At 45.6% G+C, this 13,056-nt stretch carries 14 protein-coding genes; 5 read left to right on the forward strand and 9 right to left on the reverse strand.

Translation table 11 applies throughout. The features are described 5' to 3' along the window. Window positions 1-65 precede the first annotated feature (65 nt). From NCI00_RS12830 to NCI00_RS12835, 3 genes are all read left to right on the forward strand, one after another. Window positions 66-305, forward strand: coding sequence for a hypothetical protein (locus NCI00_RS12830; RefSeq protein WP_253528114.1), 240 nt, complete (start codon window positions 66-68; stop codon window positions 303-305). Next, window positions 290-577, forward strand: a complete 288-nt coding sequence (locus NCI00_RS29580; RefSeq protein ID WP_374758839.1) for a type II toxin-antitoxin system RelE/ParE family toxin — start codon at window positions 290-292, stop codon at window positions 575-577. The genes NCI00_RS12830 and NCI00_RS29580 overlap by 16 nt, the downstream gene beginning before the upstream one ends. A 90-nt stretch (window positions 578-667) precedes the next feature. Then, a complete protein-coding gene (locus tag NCI00_RS12835; RefSeq protein WP_253528116.1) occupies window positions 668-1,933 on the forward strand; it encodes a DUF2264 domain-containing protein in 1,266 nt (421 codons plus the stop codon). Window positions 1,934-1,939: 6 nt separating this feature from the next. Here NCI00_RS12835 and NCI00_RS12840 read toward each other — a convergent pair whose 3' ends face one another. The 9 genes from NCI00_RS12840 to plsY all read right to left on the reverse strand — a co-directional run bounded on the left by NCI00_RS12840 (window position 1,940) and on the right by plsY (window position 11,155). Beyond that, window positions 1,940-3,256, reverse strand: coding sequence for a UDP-N-acetylmuramoyl-tripeptide--D-alanyl-D-alanine ligase (locus NCI00_RS12840; protein ID WP_253528119.1), 1,317 nt, complete (start codon window positions 3,254-3,256; stop codon window positions 1,940-1,942). A 7-nt stretch (window positions 3,257-3,263) separates the two neighbouring features. Beyond that, window positions 3,264-3,962: a membrane or secreted protein gene (locus tag NCI00_RS12845; protein ID WP_253528121.1), complete on the reverse strand. Its 699-nt coding sequence runs from the start codon at window positions 3,960-3,962 to the stop codon at window positions 3,264-3,266. Window positions 3,963-4,070: 108 nt separating this feature from the next. Further along, window positions 4,071-4,997, reverse strand: a complete 927-nt coding sequence (locus NCI00_RS12850) for an AraC family transcriptional regulator (RefSeq protein ID WP_114068635.1) — start codon at window positions 4,995-4,997, stop codon at window positions 4,071-4,073. A gap of 549 nt (window positions 4,998-5,546) precedes the next feature. After that, window positions 5,547-6,686, reverse strand: coding sequence for an acyl-CoA dehydrogenase (locus tag NCI00_RS12855; protein WP_253528349.1), 1,140 nt, complete (start codon window positions 6,684-6,686; stop codon window positions 5,547-5,549). A 104-nt stretch (window positions 6,687-6,790) separates the two neighbouring features. After that, the gene (gene fabG / locus NCI00_RS12860; RefSeq protein ID WP_253528123.1) at window positions 6,791-7,525 is read right to left on the reverse strand and encodes a 3-oxoacyl-[acyl-carrier-protein] reductase; all 735 of its coding nucleotides are present in this window, start codon (window positions 7,523-7,525) and stop codon (window positions 6,791-6,793) included. Between the two features lie 115 nt (window positions 7,526-7,640). After that, window positions 7,641-8,096 (reverse strand): MaoC family dehydratase, encoded by a 456-nt coding sequence (locus NCI00_RS12865; RefSeq protein WP_253528125.1) that lies wholly within the window; start codon window positions 8,094-8,096, stop codon window positions 7,641-7,643. A gap of 50 nt (window positions 8,097-8,146) precedes the next feature. After that, on the reverse strand, window positions 8,147-9,748 hold the full coding sequence (locus NCI00_RS12870; RefSeq protein ID WP_253528127.1) for a M28 family peptidase: 1,602 nt from the start codon (window positions 9,746-9,748) through the stop codon (window positions 8,147-8,149). Window positions 9,749-9,779: 31 nt separating this feature from the next. Next, a complete protein-coding gene (locus NCI00_RS12875; RefSeq protein WP_166558659.1) occupies window positions 9,780-10,400 on the reverse strand; it encodes a rhomboid family intramembrane serine protease in 621 nt (206 codons plus the stop codon). Between the two features lie 113 nt (window positions 10,401-10,513). Then, window positions 10,514-11,155, reverse strand: coding sequence for a glycerol-3-phosphate 1-O-acyltransferase PlsY (gene plsY, locus NCI00_RS12880; RefSeq protein WP_114459645.1), 642 nt, complete (start codon window positions 11,153-11,155; stop codon window positions 10,514-10,516). A gap of 132 nt (window positions 11,156-11,287) precedes the next feature. Between plsY and NCI00_RS12885 the strand changes: the two genes are divergently transcribed. After that, window positions 11,288-11,998 carry an SDR family oxidoreductase gene (locus tag NCI00_RS12885; protein ID WP_253528129.1) on the forward strand — a complete coding sequence of 237 codons (711 nt, stop codon included), beginning with the start codon at window positions 11,288-11,290 and terminating at the stop codon, window positions 11,996-11,998. Window positions 11,999-12,083: 85 nt separating this feature from the next. Continuing rightward, window positions 12,084-12,992, forward strand: a complete 909-nt coding sequence (locus NCI00_RS12890; RefSeq protein ID WP_114068644.1) for an ROK family protein — start codon at window positions 12,084-12,086, stop codon at window positions 12,990-12,992. Window positions 12,993-13,056: the final 64 nt, after the last annotated feature.

Consider the following 13,056-nt stretch of genomic DNA (forward strand, 5'->3'; position numbering starts at 1 on the left):
AATGTCTCTTTTTTGCCTTCCCGACATTTTTTTCTAACTTTGGTTAAACTAAAAGCACTAGGGCCATGTCTGCCGTTGAACTAAAAGCAAAGATACATCAGCAAATAGACTTGCTTACCGATGAGCAGGACATTGAAGATTTATATGCCAATCTTAGTTTCTTTTTTCAGAGTAGAGAAATTCATTTTGATAGTAATTCGCCCGAATTTTTAAAAACACTCAACGATTCTCTTCAACAAAATCCAAAGGAAGGAATTAATAGCGACGAACTACGTAACAAGGTGAGAGAATGGCTTATCAAGTAGTGTATTCGTCCAATGTTCAAGAAGAGATTAGGGAAATTCTATTGTATCTACTTGAAGAATGGAATTTTGAAGTCTCCGAGAATTTTTCTGATTACCTCATTAGCACAATCGATATGCTGTCGCAGCAGCCCTATGCTGGTCGGAGGCATGACCTTATCAGCTCCGTTCGTGAGTTCAGAGTAAAGCCTCACTATTTGGTTTATTACAGTGTATTAGAAGAGCAACAACTTATTCATGTATTGAATATTGTTGATTCAAGGCGTAAACGATAATTTATTGATAATCTGTTGTTTTTCGAAAGGAAATCAAGGTTTCGATGCCCGTTTGTTTGAAATTAATGAAGTAAGAATGCTATCTCTTTTATGAATCGTCGCGATTTTATTCAAAAAAATACCTTGTTGGGCTTGGGCGCGGTCGGTGTACCTTTGGCTGGTGCTCAAGTAACTAAAGCCGATGATACGGCCCGGTTGTATTGGGCCAAATTGTTGTATAAAATTGCCGAGCCTGTGCTCAAAAATCTGGCAGAAGGTACGTTGGTAGAAAACTGGAAAGTAGAATACAGCCCCGCTTGGGACAACCGAAACGCAAAAGTAGCCTACTTAGAGGGCTTTGCCCGAACCATCGTAGGCGTAGCGCCGTGGCTTGCGCTACCCGACGACGCCACCGAAGAAGGGCAACTGCGCAAAAAAATGCGGGGCTATGCCCTTAAAAGCATCGAAAACAGCGTAAATCCGTCGCACCCTGATTATATGCTTTGGAGAAAAGAGGGGCAAACATTAGTTGATGCGGCATTTCTGGCACAAGCCCTGATTAAAGCCCCCGATGCACTCTGGAAACCGCTGGATAATGTTACCCAAAAACGGGTCATTGAAGAATTTAAGTTATTGCGTCGAGTGGTTCCGCCCAACAATAACTGGGTCTTGTTTGCGGCCATTGTAGAAGCGTTTTTGTTATCCATCGGTGAAGAAGCCGACCGTTATCGCATCGAATTTGGCGTTCGAAAAATCGAAGATTGGTACGTAGGTGATGGCTGGTTTAAGGACGGTGAAGTTTTTCACACTGATTATTACAACTCTTTCGTGATTCAGCCTATGATGGTCGATGTGCTGCAAACGTGGCTGGAAGCCAACAAACGACAATCGCCCACGGGCAACCATAAGGCGTTGCAGGAACGTTATGGCCTGGCGGTCAAGCGAATGCAACGGCACGCCGATTTTTTGGAAAGATTAATATCCCCAGAAGGTTCTTTTCCTGCCTTTGGCCGTAGCGTAACGTATCGTTTGGGGGCGTTTCAGGCGCTGACCCATGCGGCTTTGATTCATCAATTGCCCGAGGGGGTTAGCGCCGCTCAAGTGCGCTGTGCGCTCACGGCGGTTATGAAACGGATGTTTGCGCAAGAAGGAATTTTTGACAATGATGGCTGGCTTACGCTAGGTTTTGCGGGGCACCAACCGAATATCGCCGATTCGTATTCCAACGCGGGAAGCATGTATTTGACCACTTTAGGGTTTATTCCATTGGGTTTACCCGCCACCGACCCATTTTGGAGCGACCCCGACACCGAATGGACGCAGCAAAAGGCGTGGTCTGGAAAACCGTTCAAAAAAGACTACGCCGTAGGCTATTAATCTTTGTTATAAATAGGGCACAACCGTTTCAAGCCCCATTCCCCGCGAGCCTTTGATAAGCACGTGGATATTGGTTTGCGGATGGTCTACAATCCAATTGTGTAACGAAAATTTGTCGGGGAAATAGTAAGCTTTGGGTAATGCTGGCAGGGCGTCCTGCATGAGTTTTCCCGCCAGAATCACTACGTCGAAGTGTTGTTGTGCCACTAATTTTCCCAAAGCCAGGTGTTCTTGGGGAGATTCTTCGCCGAGTTCGAGCATATCGCCCAAAATCACCATTTTCCGTTCCGCTTTTAGTCGTCCAAAGTTTTCAACCGCTGCCGACATCGACGAGGGATTGGCGTTGTAGGCGTCCATAATGATGGTGTTAGTGCCTTTCTGGATGATTTGAGAGCGGTTGTTGGTGGGATTGTACTCCGCTACTGCTTGGTTGGCCAATGCATTGGAAACGCCAAAATGCGTACCGATGGCCAACGCCACGGCGATATTTTCAAAGTTGTATTTTCCCGTCAGGTGAGTTTGGATTTGATTCCCTTCGGCATCACGATACTTCACCAACGGCGAATCTTCGAGCAGAACAGGCGCCTGCTCGCCCGTTAAATAAGTGATTTTTTTCGCAAAAGAACGTTGGGCGGCCATTTCAACGAGCGTAGGATTAGCTCCGTTGATAAACACCGTACCTGCCGATTGAGACAACCAATCATACAGCTCTCCTTTCCCGATTTTGACGCCTTCTATTCCGCCAAAACCTTCTAAATGGGCTTTGCCTACGTTGGTAATCAGACCGTGAGTGGGTTGGGAAATGCTGCTCAAAAGCGCAATTTCTTTTTGGTGATTGGCGCCCATTTCCACCACTGCTATTTCGTAGCTATCGTCGATGGCCAAGAGGGTAAGCGGTACGCCGATATGATTGTTGAGATTACCTTTGGTGGCGTAGGTTCTGAATTTTTTGGACAATACCGCCGCAATCAACTCTTTGGTGGTGGTTTTTCCGTTGGAGCCAGTCAAGCCAATCACTGGAATGGATAATTGGCGTCGGTGAAAAGCGGCTAATTGTTGGAGCGCTTCCAGACTATTATCCACCAACAGATAACGGTTATCCACAGATATCTCGGGGTTATCCACAATTGCGTACTTTGCGCCCTTTTCGAGCGCGTCTTTGGCGTATAGATTGCCGTCAAACTTGTCGCCGCGCAGGGCGACAAACAAACATCCTTCGGTAATTTGGCGAGTATCGGTCGATACACCTGTACAGGTGCGAAAAAAATCGTGGAGTTGGGGAATGGTCATTCTAAGCGGTAGTGTGTATTGGGGATTGGGCATTTAGAGGCTATTGTTCTTTGCTCCATATTTCATAAATCTTGGCGCCAGCGCTGCTCAGGCCGCTATGGTGCCAGTCTTTGCCGTCTTTAAGCTCATAATCAAAACTCAGCGAAGCTCCAACGCGGTTGTTGTCGCGGCTAAAAAAGTCAATGGTTTCGGTGTATTTCCCATCTTTGATGGTGTAGGTTCCGCCCCCTGTTCCCGAAAACTGCTTGGTCTCAGGATTGATGGCTACCCACTGAAAGCGGGTGCCAGTAAGCATTTTGAGGGTTTTTCGTGCGCCGCGTTGCATAGGAGCAATGTTGCCGTCGTTGCCCATGCGGCCTGTGATGCGATAATTGGCTGCGGCGGGAGTATTGGCATTATCTACTTGTTGCCATTCACCCAAGCCCTCAACTGATAATTGAGTGCCCGTCAAATTAATTTTATAATTGAAGGTCTTACCCACCTTGGACGTATCCATCGAATTGAACTCACTTTTGTATGTTACAGTGCCGTTGGCTAAACTATAAACTCCTCCTTCTGTGTATAAAAATTCTTTTTCTTGGTAACGGGAAACCATCAGGTAATTGTCTGAGCAAATTAACATCGTCGTTTTTCCATCAGAAGAAGTTTGTTTCCATGCACCCTTGATCTGGCCCAATGCCTGTGCGGCAAATAAAAGACCTAAAACAACAATTTGCGATAGGTAAAATAGCTTTTTCATATTTGGACAAGGTTTCGTTTTTTAAGCAAATTTAAGCCAAAACCCCGCAAAAACAATAAAGCAGCTCATTGAGATGAGCTGCTTTATAAGTCAATCTATTTTTCACCTTTAAACGTTCATCAGCGATTCGCGGCGGCGCATCTTGCCGGCCGGAATACCAAACATCATTTTGAAGCGACGGCAGAAATAGGCGGTGTCTTTGTAGCCCACTTCGGCACCGATGGCCCGAATGCTTTTCTTTGACGTACGGAGCAGCGTTACGGCTTCTTCCATACGTTGGTATTCAATATAATCCTGAGGGTTGATACCCGTCAGCATTTTGAAGTATTGTCCTACGTAATCTTCGGAAACGTTGGCGACGTTGGCCAACACTTTGTTGGATAAATCTCCCCCCAAATTATCTTTGATGTAGGCAAAAATATCAATCAAGCGTGGGTCTTTGAAATAAGTACTGTTGGTCACCAATTGCTCCACAAACAGCTTATTCTTCAAAATATACCTAATCACCTCAATGGCTAGTTCTTCGGTCTTGATTTTGATGATACGGCCGCGCCCCGGAGTCTCGTTAAAATCTTCCTGAAGAATCTCGCCGATGAGGCGCCCCAAGTAGGAATTGTTTTTGATGATAAAAGGAGGAATGTCCAACGACGTAAAGAAGTTGACCGAATCAAACACCTTGGCATCAAACGCAACTAAACCAAACGAGTGAGGAATTTTTCCAACCTGAGTGGCATCGCGCAAACTGTCGAAATACAACTCACGACGCGTCAAGAATTCTTCGTTGCTGACCACTTTGGGTTGCACGTTGTCGCCGCTGCTGTAGGTAACGGTCGCGTGTTTTCCACCTGGGATGAACAGCATATCGCCGACTTCTATTTTTTCGTTGGCAAACAATACCTCTCCATCATAGAGGATCATCAACGAGTTTTCGACGTCGTAAAAGTTTTTAATTGTGATGGTTTGCAGCATACGGATGTGACGAGCCTTGATAAACTTCACTCCGAGCGATTCGATGATTTTATTATAATCTTCCATTGGGTAATGGTTAAGTGCGTTGCTTGTATTCTTACGAAAAACGGATATTCTTTAAAATTTGTACAAAACTAATAATTGTACAAAACTAATACAAGTGTGGAATTTTTTTCAATATAAAAAAAAGTACACGAATCCTGCAAGAAAACGCATACTTTTTTTTATAAAAACAGTAAAAATTGGATTATTTGGGCTTTTTGCCCCAATAGGGCTATTGAGAAATTTTGTATTTCAGGGGTACTTTTTTCGAAAAATATTTTTTTTAAAGAAAGAATCGGAGGAATAAACGATGCATTTTGCGTTTTGTCCTAATCTTTCCTTAATCCAAATAATCTGGTTTTGAGGGTTTGTGATACTTTGGTAAAAAAAGACATTGCTTGGGCATGAAAGGTACCAGCCAATTTTTTTAGAAAGCAGAAATGTGGTACAGCAAGGGGAGGGAATAAAATGCTGGTGTGTGTGATGACGATTTCCGTAGGGGAGAAGCGGAGCATTTTGCGAAATCAATAAAGCGGGTGTTGGCCCGCTTTATTGATTTGATAATTTTCGTTTTTACCGGATTAGCTCCCGGGCAATGACCAATTTTTGTATTTCAGAAGTGCCTTCATAAATCTGCGTAATCTTCGCGTCGCGCATCATGCGCTCTACGTGGTATTCTTTGACATAACCGTACCCACCATGAATCTGCACGGCTTCGGTGGTGGCCCACATGGCTACGTCAGACGCAAAAAGCTTGGCCATTGCGGCGGCTTCTACGTAGTCTTTGCCTTCATCTTTGAGTCGTGCCGCTTTATATACCAATAAGCGCGCCGCTTCTATTTTGGTGGCCATTTCGGCGAGCTTGAATTGGATGGCTTGGTGCTCAAAAATGGGCTTTCCAAAGGCTCTTCGCTCTTTGGAATACTTCAACGAAAGCTCAAAAGCCCCTGCTGCGATGCCCAACGCCTGGGCCGCAATACCGATACGACCGCCGTTGAGGGTACTCATCGCAAATTTAAACCCAAAACCATCGGCACCGATGCGGTTTTCTTTGGGGACTTTCACGTCGCTAAACATGAGCGAATGCGTATCTGAAGCGCGGATGCCCATCTTGTCTTCTTTTTTTCCGACCGCAAACCCATCCCAACCTTTTTCTACAATCAGGCAGTTGATGCCTTTGTGTTTGAGTTCAGGGTGGGTTTGGGCAATCACTAAACAAACCGACGAAATGCCGCCGTTGGTAATCCAGTTTTTGGTGCCGTTGACGAGGTAATGCTCTCCTTTGTCTTCGGCGGTGGTGTGTTGGGAGGTGGCATCTGAGCCAGCTTCGGGTTCGGAAAGACAAAAAGCTCCGACTATTTCGCCCGAGGCCAATCGGGTGAGGTATTTTTGTTTTTGTTCTTCGGTGCCGTAGGCTTCCAAGCCATAGCAAACCAACGAGTTATTGACCGAAACCATCACCGAGGCGGAGGCATCTACTTTAGAAAGCTCTTCCATCGCCAGTACGTACGATACCGTGTCCATGCCGCCGCCGCCGTATTCTGGCGAGACCATCATGCCCATAAACCCCAACTCGCCCATGCGTTTAAGGAGTTTAGGGTCAAATTTTTGCTCGTTATCACGCTCTAAAATGCCCGGTAGAAGTTCGTTTTGGGCAAAATCGCGGGCGGCTTCTTTTACCGCCAAATGTTCTTCGGAAAGGTTGAAGTTCAGACCTTCTAAAAGGGTGTCTTTGAATGCCATAATGAAGTGTATGAGTTTTCTTGACTTTTGCCCAAAGATACATTTTTCAAAAAAGGTATGCAAGCATACTTATTTTACGCTACGCCGCCATTTACGCTGAGTGTGTGTCCGTTGACATATCCAGCTTCTTCAGAAGCCAAGTAAAGATAAGCGTTGGCGATGTCTTCTGGCAGGCCCATGCGTTTTGCGGGGATTGCGGCCACGGTCTGATTGCGTACTTCTTCTGGAATCAGGTCTGTCATGTCGGTTTTGATGAAACCTGGGGCCACGGCGTTGGCGGTAATGTTGTATTTTCCAAGCTCTTTGGCCCATGTTTTGACCATGCCGATGATGGCGGCTTTGGTGGCTACGTAGTTGGTTTGACCAAAATTGCCCGTTTGCCCTACCACCGAAGAGGTACAGATGATGCGGCCGTATTTATTTTCAACCATGTAAGGAACCACCGTTTTGGTGCAGTTAAAAACACCGTTGAGGTTGATGTCTATTACCTGCGCCCATTCCTGATACGACATTTTGAGCAAGGATTTGTCGCGGGTGATGCCCGCATTGTTGACCAAAATATCAATTTGACCGTACCTCTCAAAGATGTCGCGGGCGGCGGCTTCAATGGCGGGTACGTCGGTTACGCTGATTTTAGTAAATTCTGCCGAATAACCTTTGTCTCTGAGTTCTTGCGCGGTTTGTTCACCAGCGTCAAGCATATCCCAGATGATGACTTTGGCCCCTTCGCGGGTAAATATTTCGGCAGTAGCTTTGCCGATGCCGCGTGCACCGCCCGTAATGATAGCAACTTTGTTTTCTAAACGCATTTTAATTCGTTTTTAGGTTGATTTTAAAGGGTTCGGAACACGGAGACTGGAAATACGGAAGACAAAGCATGTTCATAAATACGTTCTCCATACTCCGTTTTCTGGTCTCTGATTTTCATTCAAACATAAGCGTAATCAATTCGGCTACGCAGGCGGGTTTGGGGCTGCCTTCTAGTTCAAAGGTGGCTTCTATCACCGATTTGACGCCGTTTGGTTGTTGGTCTTCTACCTCTTTAAGGATGGCGTGCATTCGTATTCGGCTTCCCGTGGGGACGGGCGAGGTAAAACGCACTTTGTTGGTTCCGTAATTAAGCCCCATTTTGACCGACTGTACTTGATACATTTCGTACATGAACTTCGGGGCCAGCGATAGGGTCAAAAAACCGTGGGCAATGGTCGTTTTGAAAGGCGAAAGCTTCGCCAATTCTGTATTAACGTGAATCCACTGATTGTCGCCCGTAGCTTTGGCAAAATCATTGACCATTTCTTGGGTGATGGTCACCCATTCGCTGCTTCCGAGCGACTGCCCAATGTGGGCGCGGAAAGCGGCAAGCGTATCAAACGTAATCATAAGAAAGAGGTTTAGGATGGTAGGGGAAGGCTTTACGTCTGCACCTACGATTATGGTTTATTGCTGTCGACCTTGATGCGCTCTTCGCGGTTGGATAATTCCCAGGCCGTATGAAAAACCAATTGCACAATCTTGGACTGCTTGTCGAACATAATCTTTTCTACGTCGTCGCCCGGACGATGATAATCTTCGTGTACGCCCGTAAAATAGAATATAACAGGCACTTTGTTTTTGGCAAAATTATAGTGGTCAGAGCGGTAATAGAACCGGTTGGGGTCGGTCGGATTGTTGAAAGTATAATCTAAGTCAAAATTGACCGATTTCTTGTTGGCTTCCTCACTGATGGCGTGTAGCTCAGACGAAAGCTTATCAGAGCCGATGAGGTACACATAATTGGGGTTGGATTTATGCGCGTTGTCTACGCGGCCAATCATGTCAATGTTAAGGTCACAAACGGTATTTGCCAACGGAATGACAGGATTGGAGGTGTAATATTCCGAACCCCAAAGCCCTTTTTCTTCGCCCGTTACGGTCATAAAAACAATACTGCGGCGCGGGCCATGCCCTTCGGCTTTGGCCTTGGCAAAGGCTTCGGCCAATTCAAGAATGGACACCGTGCCTGAGCCGTCATCATCGGCACCGTTGTTGATTTGGCCGTCGGCCGAGATACCAATGTGGTCTAGGTGGGCGGTAATCATAATGACCTCGTCTTTTTTATCGGTTCCTTCCAAAAAACCCAGCACGTTCTCGGTCATGACGATATTTTCTTTTCGCTCGGCTTTGACCCGTACGCTGCGCTCGGGCAGGCTACCCGCCAAACTTTGGCCTTTGCTGCTGATGGTGTTTTCGATTTTTGCCAATTTTTTGGCTTTGATGTCCAACAAGTCAAGCGCCATGGCACGCGAAATGGTAAAGGCGGCGTTACCCGTGGTTTTTTCGGTGTAAGGCTTCATCGAAAGTCGGTTGAAACGCTGGTTCATGACACCGCGCTTGGTTACTTCTTTGGCAAAATCATCACCCGTTAAATTTGACACAATCAGCACATATTTTGCGCCTTTGCTCGTGGCGAGACTAACTTTACGTTGCCACGACATCGCGTCATTGCTCCATTTTGAGGGTTTTTCGTCGCCCGAAATCAGGTAATTGCCTTTTTTATTTTTGGGTTCTCCTTCAAGGATAAGTACGGCTTTGCCCGTTACATCGAGGCTTTTATAGTCATCATATTTGTCGGATTCGATGCCGTAGCCTGCAAAAACCACAGAGACTTTTTCTTCGGAAAGCACATTGAGTAGCCCGCTCAAATAAAAATCTTGCTGGAATTCGTATTGCTCTTTTTCGGTCGCTAGATAAACTTCACCCCAGCTTTTTTGATACAAACCATAGGGTTGGAAATAGGATTTTGAACCGTCTTTATCAGTAACAATAGGTTGTAAGCCAATGGATTTGAAGAAGTTGGCTACGTAGGCGGCGGCCTTTTTTTGGCCAGGTGAGCCAGTGTCTCGGCCTTCGAGGCTATCGTGAGCAATGACGCGCAGGTGACGTTCGAGGTCTTTGGGCGTAATGCTTTGGGCGTATTGGACAGATACGTCCTGCGAGTACGACGCCACCGAAACAAAAAGGGCAAGCAAAAAAGGAATTTGGATTTTGGTCATGATGAAAAGAGATAATAGCTAAGTAAAAAGCCTAAAACAGACGCCAAGTACTTATCTGTTCAAAAAAATTGGGTACAGCGGCGGGGAAGAGCAAGGCCATAAAAAGAATACCGAAGATGGCTCCGTATAAGTGGGCATCGTGGTTGACTCGGCCGCCCATTTTTCGTGATTCATAGAAGGAATACACCATGTAAAGAGCACCAAACAGAAAACCTGGGATACAAATGGCAAAGTATAAACAGACTTTTTGGAGCGGAGCTAATAAAATAAACGCAAACAGCAATGCAGATACGCCACCCGACGCACCGAGGGAGTTGTAGCGGCTGTTTTTGCGGTGTTTAATAAAGGTAGGAATATCGGAGACCACAATACCCAAAATATACAGCGCGAGGTAATAGAAAGTACCGTTTGGCCCAAAGATACCTCCCAAAAACATTTCCATGGCTTCTCCAAAGAAATACAAACTAAACATATTGAAAATCAGGTGGCCAAAGTCCGCATGGACAAAGCCAGAAGTAACAAAACGGTAGTATTCATTGTGGGCAGAAACCCGAACTGGGTTCAGTAAGCACTTGTCGAGGAAAGAAGGGTTTTGGAAGCCGTACCAACTAATACCGACGGTAATGATGATAAGAATGAGGGTAATAGACATCGTTTGGAGAATATGGTTGCTGATTTGAACGCAAATTAGTATTCAAACGCAAACATAACGCATAAACTTGCAAAGTACTATGAACAAAGGAGCAAGAAGAAGTCGAGAGTCTGCTATTTGCGACGTCCCCAAAGATTCACTCTGCTCTCGTTGCCGTTGAGTAGACGAACAATATTTTTTTGGTGGGTAATGACCACAACCGCAAACAATAAAAAGCCGAAAACAATTAATAAGGTGCTGGCTTTCCCAAAAATACCCAAGACCAACATCATCGGAAATGCAAACGCGGCTATGATAGAACTGAGTGATACATAATGAGATACCAACAATACCAATACAAAAATAACAATGCAGACCGAAGCAACCAGCGGGTCAATGGCCAATATCATCCCCAATGAAGTAGCGACTCCTTTGCCGCCCTTAAATCGTACAAAAATGGGGTAGAGATGCCCCAAAACGGCCGCGAAACCCAATATTAATTTGAAGGTGGGAACTTGATTGGGCTGGATAACTTCCAGAAAAAACAGAATACTGGCCAGCTTGGTGGCCGTCCAGCCTTTTAATACATCTATCAACAATACAATGGTACCCGCACGTTTGCCCAATACCCGGAAAGTATTCGTTGCCCCCGCATTGCCGCTCCCAAATTTCCGAACATCAATCCCAAAATACGCTTCACCGTACCAAATGGCAGAAGGGATAGACCCCAACAGGTAAGCAGTAATAATGGCAGAACAAATGTGCCAAATATTCATTGACGAAGTGTAAGTTTTTTAAGGTTATAAAAAGAACAATATTAAGTTAAAAATACCTTTTTCTTACAAAAAAGCCAACAAAAGTAAAACTTTATCTTAACCTTTGCTTAACGAAAATGATATTTTTTTAAGATGAACCCTCTTGTGATTGTGAGTAGTGGAACCAAAGGAATTGGCAAAGCTACCGTAGAACGATTTATGGCTGGTGGTTTTGACGTGGTCACCTGTGCCCGTACCGAGTCGGATTTGTTGGACCTTCAACGGTCCCTTCAGGCAAAATATCCATCGGCAAACCTGTATGTGAAAGCCGCGAATATGGCCGCCAAAGCAGAAGTAGAAGCGTTTGTGACATTTATTGCGGCGCTCAACCGACCCGTCGAGATCATTGTTAACAACGCGGGGCTTTTTGTGCCCGGCCAAATCCACGAAGCACCCGCAGGAACCTTAGAGCAAATGATGGAAATCAACCTGTACAGTGCTCATTATCTGACGGGAGGCTTGGTAGAAGGGATGAAAGAGCGCAAAAAAGGCCATATTTTTACGCTGTGCTCAACGGCGAGCATCACGGCTTACCCCAACGGAGGGGCGTATTGTGTTGCCAAATTTGCCCTTTACGGTTTCACCAAAGTACTCAGGGAGGAACTCAAAACCAAAGGAATTCGAGTGACGGCTATTTTGCCGGGGGCCACGTTTACTTCAAGTTGGGAAGGAGTAGAATTGCCGCCCGAACGGTTTATAAAGGCTGAAGATATTGCGGAAGCAATTTGGTCGGCGTACCATCTTTCGGCGGGAGCGGTGGTAGAAGAAATTTTGATACGTCCGCAATTGGGAGATATTGTTTAAGTTTAGGATTTTTGCGCGTTAAATCAGTACTTTGCACCTAGCCTTGTACTATTAACCACTAACTGATAACGATTTATATTTTCAAATGGAACAATATTTGGGTATTGACGTGGGCGGAACCAACGTCAAAATGGGTGTCGTGGACACAGAAAGCGGTCGAATTTCAAATTTTTATAGCCACGATACTACCAGTTGGCGCCAGTCAGGACACTTTGAGGAACGCCTCGGTGACGCAATCGCGATTCAGTTGCACGAATATCCAAACGTAAAGAAAGTAGGCATCGGATTGCCGGGAATGATTAACCGAAACCGGACCGTTCCGTTAGAAATTACGGCTATTCCCGAAATTGATAACGTTCCGTTGGTGGAGTATCTGTCAAAACGATTTGCAGGTGTACAGTTTTTTCTTGAAAATGACGCCAATGCAGCGGCTCTGGGAGAATTCTACTTTGCCGAAGAAAAAATCAACGAAAATTATATATTCATCACCCTTGGCACGGGCGTAGGTGGTGCCGCGATTATTAACCGTAAAGTGTTTGTGGGTGGTGATGGAAATGCCATGGAGCCAGGGCATATTCCCTCGCGTAACGGGAAAGTACTCGAACGCAACATCGGCAAGAAGGAATTATTGGATTTAGCCAACGAAATGCGTCGGACGTACACTGGTGCGACTCAACTGCCCGATGACGGGACCATTTCTACCACGGGCTTAGTGGCCGCTGCCGCCGAAGGCGACGAATTGGCGCTTCAAATTTGGACCGCCGTAGGAGAGATGCTAGGCGATGGGCTGGTGTCTATGATTCGGATTTTGGACATTAAGCTGATTCTTATCGGTGGTGGTTTGTCGGCTTCGTTTGATTATATTATTCCTGCCGTGACCAAACAACTCAACTATTGGTTGACGCCGTATTACCTGAAAGACCTCGAAATCAAACGCGCCACTTTGGGCAATGATGCTGGCTTGCTTGGGGCGGCTTCGTTGTGTTTTGACTAGATAAATAAATCAAAATAAAGAAAGGGTTAAGAGATTGTTTATCAATACTTTTAACCCTTTCTTG

The sequence above is a fragment of the Runella salmonicolor genome, from assembly GCF_024158025.1.
Taxonomy (GTDB): domain Bacteria; phylum Bacteroidota; class Bacteroidia; order Cytophagales; family Spirosomataceae; genus Runella; species Runella salmonicolor.

Excerpts from the sequence above, each read along its gene's own strand:
- NCI00_RS12830 (WP_253528114.1), top strand. The coding sequence starts at position 66 with ATGTCTGCCGTTGAACTAAAAGCAAAGATACATCAGCAAATAGACTTG.
- NCI00_RS12890 (WP_114068644.1), top strand. The coding sequence starts at position 12,084 with ATGGAACAATATTTGGGTATTGACGTGGGCGGAACCAACGTCAAAATG.
- NCI00_RS12840 (WP_253528119.1), bottom strand. The coding sequence starts at position 3,256 with ATGCCCAATCCCCAATACACACTACCGCTTAGAATGACCATTCCCCAA.
- NCI00_RS12845 (WP_253528121.1), bottom strand. The coding sequence starts at position 3,962 with ATGAAAAAGCTATTTTACCTATCGCAAATTGTTGTTTTAGGTCTTTTA.
- NCI00_RS12870 (WP_253528127.1), bottom strand. The coding sequence starts at position 9,748 with ATGACCAAAATCCAAATTCCTTTTTTGCTTGCCCTTTTTGTTTCGGTG.
- NCI00_RS12885 (WP_253528129.1), top strand. The coding sequence starts at position 11,288 with ATGAACCCTCTTGTGATTGTGAGTAGTGGAACCAAAGGAATTGGCAAA.
- NCI00_RS12850 (WP_114068635.1), bottom strand. The coding sequence starts at position 4,997 with ATGGAAGATTATAATAAAATCATCGAATCGCTCGGAGTGAAGTTTATC.
- NCI00_RS29580 (WP_374758839.1), top strand. The coding sequence starts at position 290 with ATGGCTTATCAAGTAGTGTATTCGTCCAATGTTCAAGAAGAGATTAGG.
- fabG (WP_253528123.1), bottom strand. The coding sequence starts at position 7,525 with ATGCGTTTAGAAAACAAAGTTGCTATCATTACGGGCGGTGCACGCGGC.
- plsY (WP_114459645.1), bottom strand. The coding sequence starts at position 11,155 with ATGAATATTTGGCACATTTGTTCTGCCATTATTACTGCTTACCTGTTG.
- NCI00_RS12865 (WP_253528125.1), bottom strand. The coding sequence starts at position 8,096 with ATGATTACGTTTGATACGCTTGCCGCTTTCCGCGCCCACATTGGGCAG.
- NCI00_RS12875 (WP_166558659.1), bottom strand. The coding sequence starts at position 10,400 with ATGTCTATTACCCTCATTCTTATCATCATTACCGTCGGTATTAGTTGG.
- NCI00_RS12835 (WP_253528116.1), top strand. The coding sequence starts at position 668 with ATGAATCGTCGCGATTTTATTCAAAAAAATACCTTGTTGGGCTTGGGC.